Below are 20,067 nucleotides of genomic sequence, written 5' to 3'. Positions count from 1 at the left end.
GCTGTATCGCTTGGCGCGTACAGTTGCAGTCATGCCGATCGATTCCAGAATGATAGACAACATGAAGGCCGACCGCGTGCGTAAGGTGGCCGATCTTGCCAACCGCCGCACCCGGGAGCGTTTCGGTCGTTTCCTGATAGAGGGCCCCCAGTCGGTTCGCGAGGCGGTGACGTGGATGCCCGACTCCGTCCGTGACCTTTATGTGCAGGCCGCGGACGGGCCGGACGGGCCGCGGATCGCAGGCGAGACGCTGACGTCCATCGTCGAGCGATCCCAGGAACACCGTATATATGTGCATCCGGCGAGCGAGGCGGTGATGCGCCGCATCAGCCCCGATTGCCAGGGCATTGCGGCGGTCGGCGACGCCGATGCGGTGCGCGCGACGGCGCAGGGGACGCAATTGCCCGAAAAGCCGTTCGTCGCGGCGTTCTGGCAGGTGCGCGACCCCGGCAACGCGGGCACGGTTATCCGTGCGGCGGACGCGGCCGGATGCGATGCCGTGGTGTTCGTCGACGATTGCGTCGACATGCTCAATCCCAAGGTGATCCGCGCGACCGCGGGCTCGCTGTTCCATATCCCCGTGATGACGATGGGCGTGGACGAGTTCTTCGGATGGGCCGGCGAGAAGGTGCTCCGCACCATCGCCGCCGACGTCTACGGGACGGACGGGCGCGAGCCAAGGGAGCTGCCCGAGGCGCTGAGGGACCAGGATCTCGCCGGGGTGGGCAAGGCCGTGATCTTCGGCAACGAGGCCCGCGGACTTGAGCCGGGTCTGTTGGGTAGGTGCGACGACATCGTGCGCATTCCGCTCTATGGCAAGGCCGAGTCGCTGAATCTGGCGACCAGCGCCGCGATCATGCTCATGAGTATGGCTATGTCGAGCCATATAGGGACAATGTGAACTCGGTAAACGCTTGGATTATTTGATTTTTGGCGCAGATAAACCGGTAGTTTCGGTAGTTGTAGGTAGGACGAAAGGGTTCTCGTGGCAGACAATGCTCTCTTCGATGCCCAGTCAGTGACCGATGCGGTCGCCGAGGGCATCAGCAAGATTCAGAACGCCTCCAGCTTGGAGGAGCTCAAAGCCATCAAAACGCAATACGCCGGTGCCGAATCGGCGATGACCAAGGCCAGCAAGGCCATCGGGTCGCTGCCGGTCGATCAGAAGAAGGAAGCCGGCAAGCTTATGGGCAAGCTCCGCGCCGACTTCGGCCGCGCGTTCGGCCCCAAGGAGGCCGAGCTCAAGGCGCAGGAGGAGCAGCGCGCGCTGGAGGCCGAGACCGTCGACATGACGCTGCCGGTCAACCGTCGCCCGCTCGGCGCCCGCCACCCGCTGGCCAAGCTCATGGAGGACGTCGAGGACCTGTTCATCTCCATGGGATGGCAGATCTCCGCCGGCCCCGAGGTGGAGACCGAATGGTATGACTTCGACGCCCTGAACTTCGGCCCGGATCATCCCGCCCGCCAGATGCAGGACACCTTCTATGTCAAGGGCAACCAGGCCCATGACGCGGCCGGCTTCGTCGGCTCCAACATGGTGCTGCGCACGCAGACCTCCTCCGATCAGGTGCGTGCCCTGCTGACCCGCGGCGTCCCGCTGTACATCGCCAGCCCGGGCCGTGTGTTCCGCACCGACGAGCTCGACGCGACGCACACCCCCGTGTTCCACCAGTGCGAGGCTCTGGCCGTCGACAAGCACCTGACGATGGCCGACCTGAAGGGCGTGCTCGACAAGCTCGCCGTGGCCATGTTCGGCCCCGAAGCGAAGACGCGTCTGCGCCCGAGCTACTTCCCGTTCACCGAGCCGAGCGCCGAACTCGACCTGTGGTTCCCCGACAAGAAGGGCGGCGCGGGCTGGCTCGAATGGGGTGGCTGCGGCATGGTGAACCCGAACGTGCTGAAGTCCGCGGGCATCGACCCCGAGGAGTACACCGGTTTCGCGTTCGGTGTGGGCATGGAGCGCACGCTGCTGCTGCGTTCCGATATCAACGACATGCACGACCTCGTTGAGGGCGACGTGCGATTCAGCGAACAGTTTGTGATGGGGGAGTGAGAAGCCCATGCCTATGGTTGACATTGATTGGCTCAAGGAGCACGTCGAGGTTCCGTCTGACCTCACCTACGAGCAGCTGGCCAAGGACCTGGTCAGGGTCGGTCTTGAGGAGGAGGAGATCCACGCCTCCCAGGTCACCGGTCCGATCGTCGTCGGATATGTCGTCGACGCGACGCCGGAACCGCAGAAGAACGGCAAGACCATCAACTGGTGTCATGTCGACGTCGGCCCCGCGTACAACGCGGTCGACGAGAACGGCAAGAAGGTGCCGCGCGGCATCATCTGCGGCGCCCCGAACATGGCCGCCGGCGAGAAGGTCGTCGTGACCTTGCCGGGCGCAGTGCTGCCCGGCGATTTCAAGATCGAACCGCGCAAGACCTACGGCCACGTTTCCGACGGCATGTGCGCCTCGGAGCGCGAGCTCGGCCTGGGCGACAGCCACGAAGGCATCATCCTGCTGCGCGACTACGGCTTCACGCCCCAGGAATACAAGGCGCTCAAGCCCGGCGACGACGCGATGCACCTGCTGCACCTCGACCAGCCGATCCTGGAAATCAACATCACCCCGGATCGCGGCTATGCGTTCTCGTACCGCGGCGTGGCCCGCGAATACCATCATTCCACCGGCGCGAAGTTCGTCGATCCGGTGACCGAGCTCAACAAGCGCGCCCCCGCCGCTCCCGCGGCGGAGTCCGGCGTCTCCAGCGACATCGAGGTCATCGTCGACGACAACAACCCGATTCACGGAGTCACCGGCTGCGACCGCTACGTCGCCCGCGCCATCCACGGGTTCGACCCGACGAATCACACGCCGAACTGGATGCGCCGCCGTCTTATCCGCGCGGGCATGCGTTCGATCTCCCTCGCCGTGGATGTGACGAACTACGTGATGCTGGACCTTGGCCAGCCGATGCACGCCTACGACCTTGACAAGATCGAAGGGCCGATCGTGGTGCGTCGCGCGGCCGAAGGCGAGAAGCTCACCACGCTCGACGGCAAGGAACACGACCTGAGCGTCGAGGACCTGCTGATCACCGATTCGCCCGACGGCAAGCGTGGCTCGCGCATTCTCGGCATCGCCGGCGTCATGGGCGGCCTGTACGGTGAGGTCACTGCGGACACCAAGAACATCCTGCTGGAGGCCGCGCATTTCGACAGCGTCTCCATCGCACGTTCCGCACGACGCCACAAGATCCCCTCCGAGGCGTCCCGCCGGTTCGAGCGCGGCGTCGACACGCAGCTGCAGCCCGCGGCCGCGCAGATGGCGGCCGAACTGCTCACCAAGTTCGGCAACGGCGAGCCGTCCGGGCACCCGACCGACGTGAACACGACGATGTATCGCCGTCCGATCCCCTTCAAGGCCACCGAGGTCGCCCGCGTCGCCGGGCTCGACGTGGACGTCAACCGCATCAGCGACATCCTCACCGATGTCGGATGCCGTGTCGCTGGTGGCGGCAACGGCGAGTTCTCTGTGTCCGCGCCGACCTGGCGCCCCGATCTGAACGAGCCGTGCGACCTGGTCGAAGAAGTCGCTCGACTGGTCGGCTACGACGAGATCCCCGTCACCGTGCCTCCGGCCCCGGTCAAGGGCACGGTCGGGCTGACCCCCGACCAGCGTCGCCAGCGCTGGGTCGCAGACACGCTTGCCGAATACGGCATGGTCGAGTCGCTGAGCTACCCGTTCGTCGGCGATGAGGACTTCAAGGCGTTCTCCTATGATCCGGCGGTCATCAAGCCGGTGAGCGTCGAGATCGCCAACCCGCTGGCCGGCGACCGCCCGTACCTGCGTCGTGATGTGCTCCCCACGCTCGCCACCACCGTGCAGCGCAACCTGCGACGCGGCCTCGAAGACATCCGCCTGTACGAGATCGGCCACGTATACCTGTGGGATCCGAACGCGCCCACCATCCCGGCTCTTCCGGGAGGCGTACGCCCCAGCGATGAGCAGCTTGCCGCGCTGGATGCGGGCCTTCCCGATCAGCCGCTGCACGTCGCCGGCCTGCTGACCGGCAACGCGGTCGACTCCGGATGGCTCGGCGATCGTCGCGCCGTCGATTGGAGCGACGCCGTCGAGGCCGTTCGCCGTGTCTGCGACCGTTTGGGGGCGCGTTACGAGCTGCGGCAGCCCGCCGCGCAGGATGTGCCCGCGCAGTGGCACCCCGGCCGCGCCGCGCAGATCGTCGCGGGCGAACTGGTCGTCGGCATGGTCGGAGAGCTGCACCCGCGTGTCAACGAGGCGCTGGGACTGCCGGCGCACTCCGCGGCGTTCGAGCTGAACCTTACCGCGCTGTTCGGCACGCTTGACGGCAAGCCCGTGCAGGCGAAGCCCATCGCCACGTTCCCGCCCGTCAAGCAGGACCTCGCCTTCACCGTTGACCAGTCGGTGACCGCGGCCCAGCTTGAGGCCGTGGTCCGCGAGGCGGCCGGCGCCAACCTCGAATCCATCGAGCTGTTCGACGTGTTCACCGGCGAGCAGGTGGGAGAGGGCAAGAAGTCGCTCGCCTTCGCGGTGACCTTCCGCTCCCCGTCCAAGACACTGTCCGCGGAGGACAGCGAGGCCATTCGCAAGGCCATCGTCGACAAGGCGGAGGCCATCGGCGCTCAGCTGCGCGCCTGACCGCCGATGAAAAGGCACCATGGAGGACATGCATATGACAGAGCCGCAACAACAGCCGCAATCGTCTGACGATAGTTCGGGCGAGTCCCGGCATGTTGCGGCCCAGCCGCAATACGGTCAGCGCATCGAGCCCGAATATGGTGCCAGGGCGGATGAGTTTCCGCCGAATTACAACCCTTACGTATATGGAGGCCAGCCCGAGCAGCCGGCTCCGCAGGCGCAGCCGTCGCCGTCTCAGCCGGCCTCCGTGTTCGGAGCCGGGCCGGCTCCCGCTCAGGGCGGTTCCGCCCCCAATGCGGCTCCCGCTCAGGGTGGGCCCGACCAAGGCGGTCCCCGACGGGAGCCTCCCCGATATTTCAACGGCATCGACCTCAACGACCCGCAGCAGAACCCTATTTACGGGCATTGGGATTTCTACGCCATATTCTCGTTCATCTTCGCCCTGGTGTCCTCGTTCCCGGTGCTGCCCGCGCTGATCGGCTGCCTGGCCATCTGGCGCACTCGTCGTTTCCATACGCGGGGCCGCGGACTGGCCATCGCGGCCGTCGTCATCAACGTGCTGACCACCATCATCGTCATATGGATGACGATGCACGGCATATCGATGGACGACATGTACCAGGCCATGCTCAACATGCTGGCGCCCGGCACGGGCGGAAGCGGGTCGGGGGACTCCGTTTCGGTGTGATGGGCCGTGTGCTGCGACACGCAAGCCGATGAATGAATATATGCAATGTACTGCATAACATGTATACTCGCCGTAGTTCGTCTTCGATGAAAAGAGCGTGATATGGCGAGATATACGGTAGCTGTGGCTAGCGCCACCGGATACGCGGGTGGGGAGGCGTTGCGCATCCTTGCCGCCCACCCGGACTTCGAGGTGACCTGCGTGGCGGGCCATTCCTCGGTGGGGCAGAAACTCGGACGGCATATGCCGCATATTCCCCAGCTGGCGGATCTGACGGTGGAGGACACCACCGCCGAAGTGCTGAACGGCCATGACGTGATCATCCTGGCGCTGCCCCACGGCGCGTCCGGGGCGTTGGCCGCGCAGCTTGACCCCGGTGCCGTGGTCGTCGACCTGGGTGCGGACCATCGTCTTGAGGAGCGCTCCGCGTGGGACGCGTTCTACGGAGGCGAGTTCTTCGACCATTGGACGTACGGCATGCCCGAGCTGATCACCGGCAAGAGCGCAGACGGAGAGTACACGCGTCAGCGCGACCTGCTCCCCGGCGCCAAGCGCATTGCCGGGCCGGGCTGCAACGTGACTGCGACGACGCTCGCCATGCAGCCGGCCATCGCCGAAGGACTCGTGGAACGTCGTGACCTCGTCGCCGATCTGGTGGTGGGGTATTCGGGCGCGGGCAAGAACCTCAAGCGCACGAACCTGCTCGCCGCCGAGGCGTTCGGCTCCGCCGTGCCCTACGGCGTGGGCGGCACGCATCGCCATATCCCCGAGATTCTGCAGAACTTCGCCCATGCGGCAGGTTTGGACGCCGCCCGGGCCGAGGAGTTCACGCTCGGATTCACGCCGATACTCGCGCCGATGGCGCGTGGCATCCTCGCCACGGTCAGCGCGAAGATGACCGACAAGGCGCTTTCCATGAGCGACGAGGAAATCCACGACGTGTGGGCCAAGGCATACGCCGGCCAGGAGTTCATCGTGCTGCTGGAGCCGGGCACGCTCCCGGCCACGGCGAACGTCGTCGGATCGAACGCCGCCCACGTGCAGGTGGTCACCGACCGGCACGCCGGGCGTCTCATCGCCTTCGCCGCCATCGACAACCTGAACCGCGGCACCGCGGGCCAGGCCGTGCAGTCGCTGAACGTCGCACTTGGACTTCCCGAAGACAAGGGACTTACGAAGATTGGAGTAGCACCGTGAGTGTCACATTCGCCAAAGGATTCAGCGCCGCGGGCGTCGCGGCGGGCATCTCCTCCATCGAGGGCAAGAAGGATCTCGCCCTGGTCGTCAATCAGGGGCCGCTCGACAGCGCGGCCGGCGTGTTCACGTTCAACCGATTCTGCGCGGCACCGGTGCAGTGGTCCCGCAAGACGGTCGCCGACGGCCATATCAAGGCGGTGATCCTCAACTCCGGTGGAGCCAACGCATGCACCGGCCAGGCGGGATACGAGCAATCGGCGGCGACGGCCAAGAAGGTCGCGGAGCTCGTCGGGACGCAGCCCGACGAGATCGCCGTATGCTCCACAGGCCTGATCGGCGAGCTGCTGCCGCTGGATCATGTGCTGTCGGGAGTGGAGAGCGCGTACGCGGCCCTGTCGGACGACGACCAGGCGGGAAGCGACGCGTCCCACGCCATCATGACGACGGACACGAAGCCGAAGACCGTATCGCTGGAAGGCGACGGATATCGCATCGGCGGCATGGTCAAGGGATCGGGCATGATCGCCCCCCAGCTCGCCACGATGCTGTGCGTCATCACCACGGACGCCGCCGTCGGCGCCGGTCAGCTGCAGGCTGCGCTGAACGCCGCGGTGGACCATTCGTTCAACCGCATCGACGTGGACGGGTGCATGTCCACGAACGACACGGTGCTGCTGCTCGCATCCGGCGCGTCCGGCGTCGAGCCCGATCCGGACGAGTTCAACGCCCTGGTCGCCAAGGCATGCGCATCGCTGGCCCGGCAGATCATCGGCGACGGCGAGGGAGCGAGCCACGACGTGCGCATCACCGTCACCGGCGCCACCACGGAGAGCGCCGCCCTGGCCTGCGCCCGCGCGGTCGCGGCCTCGAACCTGCTCAAATGCGCCATTGCGGGCAACGACCCGAACTGGGGACGCATCGTATCCTCGCTGGGCACCGTGCCCGTCGAAGAGGCGCCCTACGATTCGCAGAAGGTCACCGTGGACGTCAACGGCGTGAGGATCTGCGAGAATGGGGGCGCGGGACGCGACCGCTCCGAAGTCGACATGACCCCCCGCGAGGTGCACATCGACATCGATCTCAACGCCGGTGACGAACAGGCCACGGTGTGGACCGATGACCTCACCCACGAGTACGTTCATATCAATGCCGATTACGAAAGCTAGTCTCCCGGTTCCTCCCCGGCACATGCCGGCCGGAGAAGCGGGATGCGATAGAGGAGAATATGGCTACTGAACTGAAGGGACCAGGGTTCCATTTCGACGTGCACACCGACCTGCGCGCCGACCAGAAAGCGGAGGTGCTGATCGATGCGCTGCCGTGGCTGGAGGAGTTCGCCGGGCAGCGCATCGTGGTGAAATACGGCGGCAACGCCATGGTCGACGAGCATCTCAAGCGTTGCTTCGCCGAAGACATGGTGTTTCTGCGGCAGGTGGGCCTGCATCCGGTCGTCGTCCATGGCGGCGGCCCGCAGATCTCGCACATGCTCAAGGCATTGGGCATCAGGTCGGAGTTCAAGGGCGGCTTGCGCGTCACCACTCCGGAGGCCATGGACGTGGTGCGCATGGTGCTCACCGGCAAGGTGTCCAGGGAACTGGTCGGACTGATCAACGCGCATGGGCCGTTCGCCGTGGGACTGTCCGGTGAGGACGGCGCCCTGTTCTCCGCCATGCAGCGCAAACCCATCATCGACGGCAAGCCTACCGACATCGGGCTGGTGGGTGACGTGGTGAGCGTCGACGCCTCCGCGGTGGAGGACCTGATCTCGGCCGGCCGCATCCCCGTCGTTTCCTCGGTCGCCCCCGATGAGGACGACGCCACGGAAGTGCTGAACGTCAACGCTGATTCGGCCGCCGCCGCGCTGGCCGCGGCACTCGGCGCCAGGAAGCTGATCATCCTGACCGACGTCGACGGCCTGTACGCCGATTGGCCCGACAAGAACTCGCTGATCGGCCGCATCGGTGTGGAGAACCTGCGTGACATGCTTCCCGACCTCGAATCCGGGATGCGCCCGAAGATGGAGGCCTGCGTCCGCGCCCTCGATGGCGGCGTGCCGCAGGCGCACATCATCGACGGCCGCAAGCCGCATTCCATCCTGAATGAGATTTTCACCACCGCCGGCATCGGCACCATGGTTGTGCCCGATGATGGCATCGAAATGAGGAGTTCCTATGCCTACTAAGGAAACGCTCGGCCCCACCGACTCGCAATGGCTGGGACAGTACAGCCAGGTCCACATGAACGTGTTCGGCACGCCGCTGCGCGTGATGGACCACGGCGAAGGCGTGCGCATATGGGACGTGGACGGCAACGAATACCTTGACTTCCTCGCGGGCATCGCCGTCAATTCGCTGGGCTACGCGCACCCCGCATGGGTGAAGGCGGTGTCCGAGCAGGCCGCGAAATGCGCCCACGTGAGCAACTATTTCGCGACCGAGCCGCAGATCAGGCTCGCGTCGCGACTGATTGAGCTCGCCGGGGCCCCGGAAGGCTCCCACGTCTACTTCGGCAACTCCGGTGCCGAAGGCAATGAGGCTGCGCTGAAGCTCGCCAAGCTGTACGGTCGCACGCTGCCGGGTGCGAGCCCGAGCATCGGCGGCAAGCCGGCGCGCATCCTGGCGCTCACCCACGGATTCCACGGACGTACCATGGGCGCTCTGTCCGCCACGTGGAAGCCCGTGATTCGCAAGCCGTTCGAGCCGCTGGTGCCGAACATCGAATTCGTGCGTGCAGGCGACCCCATCGCGATGTATGAGGCGTTCTCTGCCACCGGACTCGGCCAGTACGGCAAGGGTCCTGTGGCCGCGGTCATCCTCGAACTCATTCAGGGCGAGGCCGGCGTGCGTCCGCTGGACGTCGCATATGTGAAGAAGGTGCGGGAGTTGTGCGACATCAACCACGCCCTGCTCATCATCGACGAGGTCCAGACCGGCATCGGTCGCACAGGCTCGTGGTTCGCGTTCCAGCGCGAGGACCTGACGGGCGGCATCACTCCCGACATCGTGACGTTCGCCAAGGGCGTCGCCGGAGGATTCCCCATGGGCGGCATGATCTCATTCGGAGGCAAGCTGTCCGCGCTGTTCACGCCGGGATCCCACGGCTCCACCTTCGCGGGCAACCCCTTGGGCGCGGCGGCGGCTCTCGCCACGCTGGACACCATCGAGAACGAGCATCTGGTCGAGAACGCCGAAGAGCGCGGCGAGCAACTGCGCCAGGGCATCATGGCATCCGGCAACCCGCTGTTCACCTCCGTGCGCGGCCGCGGTCTGCTCAACGCCATCCTCCTGTCCCACCGCTGCTCGCATGCGGCGATGAACTGGGCTCTGGAACATGGCCTGATCGTCAACGCGGTCGCACCCGACGCACTGCGCCTGGCACCGCCGCTGATCGTCTCCGAGCAGGAAATCGACGAAGCCGTGTCCATCCTCGCGAAGATCCCCGCCGACCTGCCCAACGACTGACCTCCACGACGATTACGGGACGGGCCGCGACAACCAGCCCGCCCCGCACGCCCAAGCCGATACAACATCCGCACCCATCCCGAACCACAGAAGGAGCACCTCATGGCCGGTCAACTTCGCCATATGCTGCGTGACGACGACATCAACCATGCCGAACAGAAGCAGATTCTGGAACTCGGCATGAAATTCCGCGAGAACCGCTTCTACCGTCAGCCGTTCGCCGGCCCCCAGGCCGTCGCCGTGCTGTTCGACAAGCCCTCCACCCGCACCCGTTCCAGCTTCTCCATCGGCGTGGCGGAACTCGGCGGGTATCCGCTGGTCATCGACAAGTCCGGTTCCCAGCTGGGCCGCGGCGAGCCGGTCGCCGACACTGCGCGAGTGCTCACCAGCATGGCCTACAGCATCGTCTGGCGCACGTTCGGTCAGGACCGCGTCGAAGAGATGGCGAAATACGCCACCTGCCCGGTCGTCAACGCGCTGACCGACCAGTTCCACCCCTGTCAGGTGCTCGCCGACCTGCTCACCATCGCGCAGCACCGTGGCGGTGTGGATGCTTTGCCGGGCAAGACCATCGCCTATCTCGGCGATTCGGCCAACAACATGGCCAACTCGTATCTGCTGAGCGGTGCCACCGCAGGCATGAACGTCCGCATCGCCGGTCCGTTCGGGTATCTTCCCGATCCCGCCATCGTCGCCGACGCGGAGCGGATCGCCGCCGAGAACGGCGGCTCCATCCTGGTCACCACCGATCCGCGGGAGGCGGTCGCCGACGCCGACTGCATCTTCACCGACACGTGGGTGTCGATGGGAGAGGAAGCCGAGTACGCCATCCGCTCCAAGCCGTTCTGGGATTATCAGGTGAACGATGAGCTCATGGCTCTGGCCAAGCCCGACGCGCTGTTCCAGCACTGCCTGCCGGCATACCGCGGCAAGGAGGTCACCGCGTCGGTGATCGACGGCCCGCAGTCCGTGGTGTGGGATGAGGCCGAGAACCGTCTGCATGCGCAGAAGGCGCTGTTGACCTGGTTGATCGGGCAGCAGCGGGGCGACGAATCGCTGCTGGCCTAATGCTCGATGCCGTAGTATGCGGGTGGCTTGCAGGGTGCGCAGACGTTCGGCAAACCACCGGAAAGGGCATAAATGAGTGAATCGACACCTCCCGTGCAGCGGCCGGCCACACGTGCCGCGCGATTGAGCGCCATCGAACAGGTGCTGCTCAAGCACATCGTCACGTCCCAGTCGCAACTGTCGGATCTGCTCTCCCAGGAGGGCATTGAGGTGACGCAGGCGACGCTCAGCCGAGATCTGGACGAGATCAACGCGATGAAGACGCGACTGTCCAACGGCAGCATCGCCTATACGATCGGCGACCGTCCGCTCAGGGAGTCGGTCGGCAGCGGCATCGGGTCCAAGACCGAGCAGCAGATGTCCCGCGTGCTCAGCGGCTTGGTCACATCGGTCGCGTCGGCCAAGAACCTGGTCGTCATCCACACGCCTTCGGGCGCGGCCCAGTATGTGGCGAGCGTCATCGACAAGCAACCCATCGACGGCGTGCTCGGCACCATCGCGGGCGATGACACGGTGATGGTGATATGCGCCGAAGACGACATCGCCTTCGAGCGCTCGCAGTGGCTGCTGACGCTCGCGTCGAAGAACTGAATCGCTCGGGAAGGGGCCCGGTTCAGTATTCGCCACACCGATTGCATAAATATACAGACATTCGTATATACTTGCAGCAGTTCGTTTTTGTAGAAAGGCATCCCATGGCAGACAACAACCGAATCGTACTCGCATATTCCGGTGGCCTTGACACCTCCGTGGCCATCCCGTACCTCAAGGATCGTACCGGCAAGGACGTCGTCGCGGTGTCCCTCGATGTCGGCCAGGGCGGCGAAAGCCTGGAGACCATCAAGAACCGTGCGCTCGCCTGCGGTGCCGTCGAGGCGTATGTGGTCGATGCCCGAAACGAGTTCGCCAACGAGTACTGCATGAAGGCCCTGAAGGCCAACGCCATGTACGAGGGCGTGTACCCGCTGGTCTCCGCCATCTCCCGTCCGCTGATCTCCAAGCACCTCGTGCGCGCCGCCCACCAGTTCGGCGCCGACACCATCTCTCACGGCTGCACCGGCAAGGGTAACGACCAGGTGCGTTTCGAGGTTTCCATCTCGTCCATCGACCCGACCCTGAGGGCAATCAGCCCGATTCGCGACCTGTCGCTGACCCGTGACGTCGAGATCGCGTTCGCCAAGGAGCACAAGCTGCCGATTACCCAGACCGAGAAGTCCCCGTACTCCATCGACCAGAACGTGTGGGGCCGCGCCATCGAGACCGGCTTCCTTGAGGATCCGTGGAACGGCCCGACCAAGGACTGCTACTCCTACACCGACGACCCGGCGTTCCCGCCCGTCGAGGACGAAGTGGTCATCGAGTTCAAGGAAGGCATTCCCGTCAAGATCGACGGCCGCGACGTCACCCCGCTGCAGGCCATCGAGGAGATGAACCGCCGCGCCGGCGCCCAGGGCATCGGCCGTATCGACCTGATCGAGGATCGTCTGGTCGGCATCAAGTCCCGCGAGCTGTACGAGGCCCCGGGCGCCGTTGCTCTGATTACCGCACACCAGGAGCTGGAGAACTGCTGCCTGGAGCGCGAACAGCACCGCATCAAGCGTGACATCGACAAGCGCTGGGGTGAGCTGGTGTACGATGCGCAGTGGTTCAGCCCCGCCACCCAGTCGCTCAACGCCTTCATCGAGGACACCCAGAAGTACGTCTCCGGCGAGATTCGCATGGTGCTGCACGGCGGTCGCGCCGTCGTCACCGGCCGTCGCTCCGACAGCTCGCTGTACGACTACAACCTCGCCACCTACGACTCCGGCGACAGCTTCGACCAGAAGTCCTCCAACGGCTTCATCGACATCTACGGCCTGCCGTCCCGCGTGGCCGCCGCCCGCGACGTCAAGTTCGGCAACGGCATCGAGGTGCCGAAGAACACCGTCGAGTAATATCGTCGAACGGCTCCCGCTGATTTGCAAGGCTCTTTTGCGCATATGCGCAGGGGAGCCTTTTGCCTTACTTGAGGACAACTGACATGACAGGGTTACACCCGCTTGGGAACAGCGTAAGTTGGGGGAACTTGAAAAAGATGCCACCCTTTACATGGGCAGAGGGAGGGTAATCTCCGCGAAGGATATGTCGAATACACCGGGAACATTTCCGGTGTATTCCTCCAGTGCTCTTGATAATGGACGCATGGGGGCTTACGGGAAGTACATGTTCAATCAGGAGCTAATCACCTGGTCGATTGATGGAGGAGGGGCTGTCTTTTACCGAAGAAAGCACCGTTTCTCGGTTACGAACGTATCAGGCTATATCGCAGTTAATCCAGAGAAGATAAACTGCAAGTTCCTTGCCTACGCGATGTCTCTTGCGCATTCTCGAATTAAATTTGACTACACGGTTAAAGCGCATCCGTCCGTAATACGGTCGCTTTATACGATGGGTATACCAATTTCGCTTCAAGAGCAGCAAGTCATCGGCTCCTTCTTCTCCCGTCTTGACAACCTCATCACCCTTCATCAGCGTAAGCGGCAGTGGTTGAAATGGTTAGATGAGGGTGGAGAGGGCACGCATCACGATATCGACATCCTTGTTTTCAAGTTCGCGGATGACATGAAGATAAGTGTCCTGTGTGGTGTTCATGCTTGCATGACCAAGTCGCTTGGACACACTGGCAATCGATACGCCGGCAAACAACAACAGCGAGGCATGGGTGTGCCTTAACCCATGAATCGAAATCACGGGAACGTTGGCCCGTTCGCAATGCCTGGCGAGGATGTTATTCGCGGTGGAGTTATACACCTTGCCATTCACGAAAATGGGGTCGCTCGCAGGCATATCTTTCAGGAGCGTTGAGAGCTGCATGATAAGCTGCCAATCGAGCTGCACCTTTCGTACGGAGGATGCGTTCTTGGTGGGGACGAATCCTCCGCCGTTCTTGTAATCCCACGTTTTACTGACCGAAAGGGTCTGATGCACGAAATCAAAGTCGTCGGGTGTGAGTCCCAAAGCTTCCGAGAACCGTAACCCGGTTTTCGCCACCAACAGTATCAGCCAATCCCAGCTTGGTCCCTTGCCGAGTTCGAGATCCGCAAGGACCGCATGAAGCTCGAACTGATTGAGATACTTCGTTTTCTTTGAGCATGGCGGCTTGCCCTTGATGATTGCCTTACGAGTCGGGTCGCGCTGAATCAGCCCTTCGTCGACCGCGTCAAGAATGGCTCCTTTCAATTGATGATGGAAATCCATCGTCGTCTGGCGTTCGTGATGTTCGGCGTAGCCGTTGATGAGCTTCTGATAGTTCACGCGATCCATGTCGGCGAGTTTGAGATCGGGAATGAGCCGGCCCAACCATGCCTGCGTGAGCCGGTATTTCTTCATGGTCACTTCACGAATTGCACCTTCCTTGTATACGCTGATCCATTGCTCGTAGTAATCGCAAAACAACGTTTCGGCGTTGGTATTGCCTTCGGTCATACGGTCTTCTCTTTCTGGTTGATATGCGCTTACGCCGATGCCGGATATATCACCAGCTAACCATATGAATGAGCGCACGCGGATGATGCGGCTTTCGCGCTTACGCTGATGAAGGGTGATGAGGGTATCCGTTGTTTCAAGCTGCTTCGCTATCGCCATCTGTTCAGAGATTTCTGGGCACCAAATAGGCATCTCGAAAAACGTTGCGTCGGAGATTGAAAACCTGTCAGACCTTGCCCCCGTATTACCTTCGAGGAACATAAAATCATGCCACCTGGATGTTTTGAAATAATGCTCCAAGTAGGTTTTATCCATGCTCGCATCTACTGAAAACACCGTATACAACGGAGACATGACACCTGCTCTGTTCAGGCGGTTTCTGTTGATTGGACCACAAGGCGCCGTTGCAGAAATCCGTGGGTTGTAGACGAAGTCATCTGGTTGAACCACATAGTAGCCACTGATATTCGCATCGTTTGTAATGTCGTGGTCGAAGTAGTCGAGCTGGCTAATAACGCCCTGCTCGGCAGAATTTGTAAACGTCTCCGAAAGAGCGCCGTTAGCGTTCTTGATGGTGTTCTTCTTGCTGAATTCCCCCAACTTACGCTGTTCCCAAGCGGGTATATAATTAATGCATTTATACTGCGGTTTGAAAGCGTGGGATGCGATGACGTACTCCGATTTGATTGAACATGAGGCTGGTGAAACAGAGATACGCTCATATCTAGTAGACGGTGACGTGGTGCCAGTTACCATGCGCATTCCCGCTAACCTGCGGGATTCCGCCAAAGAAGCCGCGTCTCTGAGAGGAATGAGCTTCTCGGCGTTCGTAAGGACATGCATGATCAATGAGTTGGCGAAGGGCGGCAAGTAATTGATTGCGCTCACCGCCATGACCATACAAATAATTGACAACAATCCGGATGGTATCCGTATTTGCCGGGTGGACGGGGAATCGCTTGTCACTGTCGTGGTGCCCAGAGACATGTTGGGCGAGGCGAAGTGTCTTCCCGATCTGCCAGACCGCGGTGTGCATTACCTGCTTGATGAGGATCATGGTGTGCTGAGTCGTGTGTACGCGGGGCAAACCACGAGGGGACTTGTCAGACTTGATGCGCACAAGACCAAAAAGGAGTTCTGGAACAAAGCCATCATGTTCCTCGATAACGATGTCAATATCGACCGTGATGTTCTGGATTCGCTTGAGGCGAAGGCCATCGATTACGTGCGTGAACACGGCTCATATGAGACCGATAACGGGAATACTCCCGCTCCTCGCATGAACCCATACAAAGAGCAGCGGGTGGAGGACCTGCACGGCAGCATTCTTTTCCGCATGCGCGTGCTCGGATATGATCTCGACCGCAAGGAGACAACGCCGGTTGCAGTGAATACCGTGTTCCACACCAAGAAGAATGGCGTGCGTGCGACTGGACGATACAACCGGGATACCGGCCGTTTCACGGTTCTTTCGGGCTCTGAGGTGGACCTTGGTTATGCGGTGATCAAAAATCAAGGAGCCGTGGCAGCTCGACGGCAGCTTTTCGCCGCGCAGACAGGCAAAGTGATTCTTGCGGACGATGTCGAGCTGTCCAGTCCCTCCTCCGCCGCTGTATTCGTTCTCGGCGGCAGCCAAAACGGGTGGATCGAATGGGTCAATGAGCAGGGGCAGACCCTTGATTATGTGTACAGAAGCAAGGAGCATATGAATGAATAAGCAGCAGCTTGCCGCCAAGATTTGGGAGTCGGCCAACAAAATGCGCTCGAAGATCGAAGCCAACGAATACAAGGATTACATCCTCGGCTTCATCTTCTACAAGTTCCTTTCCGAGACCGAAGTCACTCGTCTGCATGCTGATGGCATGGGGAACGAAGACCTCGAAGAATTGCGGGAGGATGATACCGAGACCGCGCAGTACGTGCGCGATCTGTGCGGCTACTTCATCTCCTACGATAACCTGTTCTCCACATGGGTGGCGAAGAAGGGGGATTTCGCCATCGCCAATGTGCGCGACGCGCTTTCCGCGTTCGACCGCAACATCGACCCTGCCCGCAAGCGCGTGTTCGCGGGCATCTTCGACACCTTGCAGACCGGCCTGTCCAAACTCGGCACCGATGAGAAAAGCCGCAGCAAGGCCGCACGTGACCTCATCTACCTCATCAAGGACATTCCGATGGACAGCCGGCAGGACTACGACACCCTCGGCTTCATCTATGAATACCTGATCAGCAATTTCGCCTCCAACGCGGGCAAGAAGGCCGGCGAGTTCTACACGCCGAGCGAGGTCTCACAGCTCATGAGCGAAATCGTGGCCTGGCATCTCGCCGGCCGTGAGGAAATCAACATCTATGACCCCACAAGCGGTTCGGGCTCGTTGCTCATCCACATCGGCCAGGCGGTGGCCCGTCGCAACGGCAACCCGAATGACATCAGGTATTACGCGCAGGAACTCAAGGAGAACACCTACAACCTCACGCGCATGAACCTTGTCATGCGCGGCATCCTGCCGGACAACATCGTGGCCCGCAACGGAGACACACTGAAAAGCGACTGGCCGTGGTTCGACACCGACGAGACCAAGGATGAGACCTATGAGCCGTTGTTCGTGGACGCTGTGGTCTCGAATCCTCCCTACTCCCAGAATTGGGAACCGCCGGAGGCCGGCGAGGATATCCGCTTCGAATACGGCATCGCGCCCAAGTCCAAGGCGGACTACGCCTTCCTGCTGCATGACCTCTACCATCTGCGCGACGACGGCATCATGACCATCGTATTGCCCCATGGCGTGCTGTTCCGTGGTGGTGAGGAAGGCACTATTCGCCGGAACCTGGTGGAGAACCACCACATTCAGGCCATCATCGGCTTGCCCGCGAACATCTTCTTCGGCACCGGCATCCCCACCATCGTGATGGTGCTGCGCAAACATCGCGACGACGATCATGTGCTCATCGTGGACGCTTCCAAATACTTCACCAAGGAAGGCAAGAACAACAAGCTGCGTGCGAGCGATATCAAACGCATCGTGGATGCGGTGACAGGGAATCGTGACGTCGATAAGTTCAGCCGCTTGGTGGGTATTGATGAGATTCGGCAGAACGACTATAACCTCAATATTCCTCGCTACGTGGATTCCTCCGACAATGCCGAGAGCTGGGATGTGTATTCCACTATGTTCGGCGGTATTCCTAAGCGGGACATCGATGCACTCAGCAAATATTGGACCGTGTTCCCCGGACTACGCCGGTGCCTTTTCGCGGAGGAGAACGGCCATTCGGCCAAGCTCGCCGTGCAAGACGTTCGTGAGGCGGTGAATGCCGACTCAGATGTGAAGGCATATATCCAGCGTTATCGTGAGGCGTTCATCGATTATCCGGCTTATATACGCGGTGAATTGGTGGGTAATGCCGCCAATGTGGGCATTGCCGCCGAAGAGGAGACTCTGGCAAATGATCTGCTGCGTCGTTTGGCTGGTATCCCTCTCGTAGACGCCTATGCGGCGTATCAGGTGCTTGACGATAGTTGGCAAAAGACTATTTCCATCGACCTTGAAACCATACAGGCCGAGGGACATGACGCCGTTCGCAAAGTCGATGCCAATATGGTCGTCAAGAAGAAAGGTGGTAAGGATGTCGAAGTGCCGGACGGCTGGGTCGGGCATATTCTGCCGTTCGATCTCGTACAGGGGAAATATCTTACCTCTGATCTTGCGGAAATTGCCACATTTGAATCTCGGCTGAGTGATATTGGCGGCGAAATCGCTGACATTCTTGAAAATCTGGATGAGGATGACAAGAGTTCGACTGATGCCGTCAGCGAGGATGGAGATTCTTTCGTTGCCGCTGAATTGAAGAAAGCAGTGAAATCGATTGGGAAGAATCCCGAGACTGACTTTGACCGTGCTCTTGTGAGTGCACAGCGGTTGTTTGATGAAGAGCGTGAAGTCAAAAAGAACGTTAAGAATCTCCGTTCAGCGCTTGATGAAAAGACCCGGACCGTTATTGAAGGACTGAGCGATGAACATGCTGATGACTTGCTTGCTGCCAAGTGGGTGGAACCATTGCAGCGCAAGCTTGAGGAACTCCCTCAGACGGCTGTTGATGAGTTGATTGCAGCGGTGAATGCGCTGAACGACAAGTATTCGACCACATACTCTGATGTGTGCGAACAGATCGAACAGGCTGAGGCAGAACTTGGCAATATGCTTGGTCAACTAACCGGCAATGAGTTCGATATGGCCGGTATTGCCGAGCTGAAGACCCTGTTGGGAGGTGAATGATGACTGAACAGGCGAAAGTTCCTGCGATTCGTTTCGCTGGTTTTACTGACCCTTGGGAACAGCGTAAGTTGGGGGAATTCAGCAAGAAGAACACCATCAAGAACGCTAACGGCGCTCTTTCGGAGACGTTTACAAATTCTGCCGAGCAGGGCGTTATTAGCCAGCTCGACTACTTCGACCACGACATTACAAACGATGCGAATATCAGTGGCTACTATGTGGTTCAACCAGATGACTTCGTCTACAACCCACGGATTTCTGCAACGGCGCCTTGTGGTCCAATCAACAGAAACCGCCTGAACAGAGCAGGTGTCATGTCTCCGTTGTATACGGTGTTTTCAGTAGATGCGAGCATGGATAAAACCTACTTGGAGCATTATTTCAAAACATCCAGGTGGCATGATTTTATGTTCCTCGAAGGTAATACGGGGGCAAGGTCTGACAGGTTTTCAATCTCCGACGCAACGTTTTTCGAGATGCCTATTTGGTGCCCAGAAATCTCTGAACAGATGGCGATAGCGAAGCAGCTTGAAACAACGGATACCCTCATCACCCTTCATCAGCGTAAGTATGACAAGCTTGTCATCTTAAAAAAATCGATGCTTGAAAAAATGTTCCCGAAAGATGGTGAGCCTGTACCCGAGATTCGTTTCGCTGGTTTTACTGACCCTTGGGAACAGCGTAAGTTGGTGGAAGTAGCAACGTTTGGCGGCGGGCATACTCCGCCAATGGCAGATCCCGATAACTATGAAGATGGATACGTACTGTGGGTTACGTCCCAGGACGTGAAATCTAATTATCTTGATAGAACTACGACTCAGATAACTGAGAAGGGCGCAAAAGAGTTGACTCTTTATCCTGCCGGATCTTTAGTAATGGTAACGAGGAGCGGGATTCTTCGCCATACCCTTCCGGTGGCTGAACTGCGCAAACCTTCAACTGTTAACCAGGATATTCGCGTCATTCTGCCCCAAGGCGAGTGCTGTGGAGAATGGCTACTTCAGTTCTTTATTTCGCATAACAAGGAATTGCTGCTTGAGTTTGGCAAGACTGGAACAACCGTAGAAAGTGTTGACTTTGGCAAGATCAAAGACATGCTTTTGTATATGCCAAGCACCGTCGAACAACAGCAAATTGGCGACTTCTTTGCTAAGCTCGACTCCCTCATCACCCTTCATCAGCGTAAGTTGGAATTGCTGCAGAATATCAAGAAATCCTTGCTTGACAAGATGTTTGCGTGA

15 protein-coding genes and 1 pseudogene are annotated in these 20,067 nt (G+C 60.6%); 15 read left to right on the top strand and 1 reads right to left on the bottom strand.

All coding sequences use genetic code 11. The features are described from left to right. The first annotated feature begins 31 nt into the window (after positions 1–31). The 12 genes and pseudogenes from BBBF_RS05770 to BBBF_RS10330 all read left to right on the top strand — a co-directional run. Positions 32–901, top strand: coding sequence for a TrmH family RNA methyltransferase (locus tag BBBF_RS05770; RefSeq protein WP_021648527.1), 870 nt, complete (start codon positions 32–34; stop codon positions 899–901). Positions 902–985: 84 nt separating this feature from the next. Then, the gene (pheS, locus tag BBBF_RS05765) at positions 986–2,053 is read left to right on the top strand and encodes a phenylalanine--tRNA ligase subunit alpha (protein ID WP_003813536.1); all 1,068 of its coding nucleotides are present in this window, start codon (positions 986–988) and stop codon (positions 2,051–2,053) included. Positions 2,054–2,060: 7 nt separating this feature from the next. Beyond that, positions 2,061–4,670, top strand: coding sequence for a phenylalanine--tRNA ligase subunit beta (pheT, locus tag BBBF_RS05760; protein ID WP_021648526.1), 2,610 nt, complete (start codon positions 2,061–2,063; stop codon positions 4,668–4,670). Between the two features lie 19 nt (positions 4,671–4,689). Continuing rightward, positions 4,690–5,358, top strand: coding sequence for a DUF4190 domain-containing protein (locus BBBF_RS05755; protein ID WP_013363583.1), 669 nt, complete (start codon positions 4,690–4,692; stop codon positions 5,356–5,358). A 102-nt stretch (positions 5,359–5,460) separates the two neighbouring features. Beyond that, on the top strand, positions 5,461–6,555 hold the full coding sequence (gene argC / locus BBBF_RS05750) for an N-acetyl-gamma-glutamyl-phosphate reductase (protein ID WP_033510013.1): 1,095 nt from the start codon (positions 5,461–5,463) through the stop codon (positions 6,553–6,555). Continuing rightward, the gene (argJ, locus tag BBBF_RS05745; protein WP_003813528.1) at positions 6,552–7,721 is read left to right on the top strand and encodes a bifunctional glutamate N-acetyltransferase/amino-acid acetyltransferase ArgJ; all 1,170 of its coding nucleotides are present in this window, start codon (positions 6,552–6,554) and stop codon (positions 7,719–7,721) included. Before argC ends, argJ begins: the two co-directional genes overlap by 4 nt. Positions 7,722–7,780: 59 nt before the next feature. Continuing rightward, the gene (gene argB / locus BBBF_RS05740; protein ID WP_021648525.1) at positions 7,781–8,737 is read left to right on the top strand and encodes an acetylglutamate kinase; all 957 of its coding nucleotides are present in this window, start codon (positions 7,781–7,783) and stop codon (positions 8,735–8,737) included. After that, positions 8,727–10,016, top strand: a complete 1,290-nt coding sequence (locus BBBF_RS05735; protein WP_021648524.1) for an acetylornithine transaminase — start codon at positions 8,727–8,729, stop codon at positions 10,014–10,016. The genes argB and BBBF_RS05735 overlap by 11 nt, the downstream gene beginning before the upstream one ends. A gap of 102 nt (positions 10,017–10,118) precedes the next feature. Continuing rightward, positions 10,119–11,084 carry an ornithine carbamoyltransferase gene (gene argF / locus BBBF_RS05730; protein WP_003821984.1) on the top strand — a complete coding sequence of 322 codons (966 nt, stop codon included), beginning with the start codon at positions 10,119–10,121 and terminating at the stop codon, positions 11,082–11,084. A gap of 72 nt (positions 11,085–11,156) precedes the next feature. Then, positions 11,157–11,675, top strand: coding sequence for an arginine repressor (gene argR / locus BBBF_RS05725; protein ID WP_033510010.1), 519 nt, complete (start codon positions 11,157–11,159; stop codon positions 11,673–11,675). Positions 11,676–11,779: 104 nt separating this feature from the next. Further along, the gene (locus tag BBBF_RS05720) at positions 11,780–13,018 is read left to right on the top strand and encodes an argininosuccinate synthase (protein WP_003813515.1); all 1,239 of its coding nucleotides are present in this window, start codon (positions 11,780–11,782) and stop codon (positions 13,016–13,018) included. Positions 13,019–13,136: 118 nt separating this feature from the next. After that, positions 13,137–13,595 (top strand): annotated as a pseudogene (locus BBBF_RS10330) (restriction endonuclease subunit S); the annotation flags it as partial. A 24-nt stretch (positions 13,596–13,619) separates the two neighbouring features. On the opposite strand, the gene BBBF_RS05715 reads toward BBBF_RS10330, so the two are convergent. After that, complete coding sequence (locus BBBF_RS05715) at positions 13,620–14,549, bottom strand: site-specific integrase (RefSeq protein WP_003822229.1); 930 nt, start codon at positions 14,547–14,549, stop codon at positions 13,620–13,622. Between the two features lie 874 nt (positions 14,550–15,423). On the opposite strand from BBBF_RS05715, the gene BBBF_RS05700 reads away from it, so the two are divergent. Genes BBBF_RS05700 through BBBF_RS09860 form a run of 3 tightly spaced genes read left to right on the top strand, consistent with a single transcriptional unit; the run spans position 15,424 to position 20,067 of the window. Continuing rightward, a complete protein-coding gene (locus tag BBBF_RS05700; RefSeq protein WP_033510285.1) occupies positions 15,424–16,266 on the top strand; it encodes a GIY-YIG nuclease family protein in 843 nt (280 codons plus the stop codon). Further along, positions 16,259–18,826 (top strand): type I restriction-modification system subunit M, encoded by a 2,568-nt coding sequence (locus BBBF_RS05695; RefSeq protein ID WP_033510283.1) that lies wholly within the window; start codon positions 16,259–16,261, stop codon positions 18,824–18,826. The genes BBBF_RS05700 and BBBF_RS05695 overlap by 8 nt, the downstream gene beginning before the upstream one ends. Further along, a complete protein-coding gene (locus tag BBBF_RS09860) occupies positions 18,826–20,067 on the top strand; it encodes a restriction endonuclease subunit S (protein WP_035139521.1) in 1,242 nt (413 codons plus the stop codon). Before BBBF_RS05695 ends, BBBF_RS09860 begins: the two co-directional genes overlap by 1 nt.

It is taken from the genome of Bifidobacterium bifidum ATCC 29521 = JCM 1255 = DSM 20456 (genome assembly GCF_001025135.1).
GTDB classification, from domain to species: domain Bacteria; phylum Actinomycetota; class Actinomycetes; order Actinomycetales; family Bifidobacteriaceae; genus Bifidobacterium; species Bifidobacterium bifidum.
Note: the sequence above shows the minus strand (reverse complement) of the source record. Positions and strands in the feature narration are given on the sequence as shown.

Bases quoted from the DNA above. Each gene is read 5' to 3' on its own strand.
- BBBF_RS05770 (WP_021648527.1), top strand. From the start codon at position 32: ATGCCGATCGATTCCAGAATGATAGACAACATGAAGGCCGACCGCGTG.
- pheT (WP_021648526.1), top strand. From the start codon at position 2,061: ATGCCTATGGTTGACATTGATTGGCTCAAGGAGCACGTCGAGGTTCCG.
- BBBF_RS05755 (WP_013363583.1), top strand. From the start codon at position 4,690: ATGGAGGACATGCATATGACAGAGCCGCAACAACAGCCGCAATCGTCT.
- argC (WP_033510013.1), top strand. From the start codon at position 5,461: ATGGCGAGATATACGGTAGCTGTGGCTAGCGCCACCGGATACGCGGGT.
- argB (WP_021648525.1), top strand. From the start codon at position 7,781: ATGGCTACTGAACTGAAGGGACCAGGGTTCCATTTCGACGTGCACACC.
- BBBF_RS05735 (WP_021648524.1), top strand. From the start codon at position 8,727: ATGCCTACTAAGGAAACGCTCGGCCCCACCGACTCGCAATGGCTGGGA.
- argF (WP_003821984.1), top strand. From the start codon at position 10,119: ATGGCCGGTCAACTTCGCCATATGCTGCGTGACGACGACATCAACCAT.
- argR (WP_033510010.1), top strand. From the start codon at position 11,157: ATGAGTGAATCGACACCTCCCGTGCAGCGGCCGGCCACACGTGCCGCG.
- BBBF_RS05720 (WP_003813515.1), top strand. From the start codon at position 11,780: ATGGCAGACAACAACCGAATCGTACTCGCATATTCCGGTGGCCTTGAC.
- BBBF_RS05715 (WP_003822229.1), bottom strand. From the start codon at position 14,549: ATGACCGAAGGCAATACCAACGCCGAAACGTTGTTTTGCGATTACTAC.
- BBBF_RS05695 (WP_033510283.1), top strand. From the start codon at position 16,259: ATGAATAAGCAGCAGCTTGCCGCCAAGATTTGGGAGTCGGCCAACAAA.
- BBBF_RS09860 (WP_035139521.1), top strand. From the start codon at position 18,826: ATGACTGAACAGGCGAAAGTTCCTGCGATTCGTTTCGCTGGTTTTACT.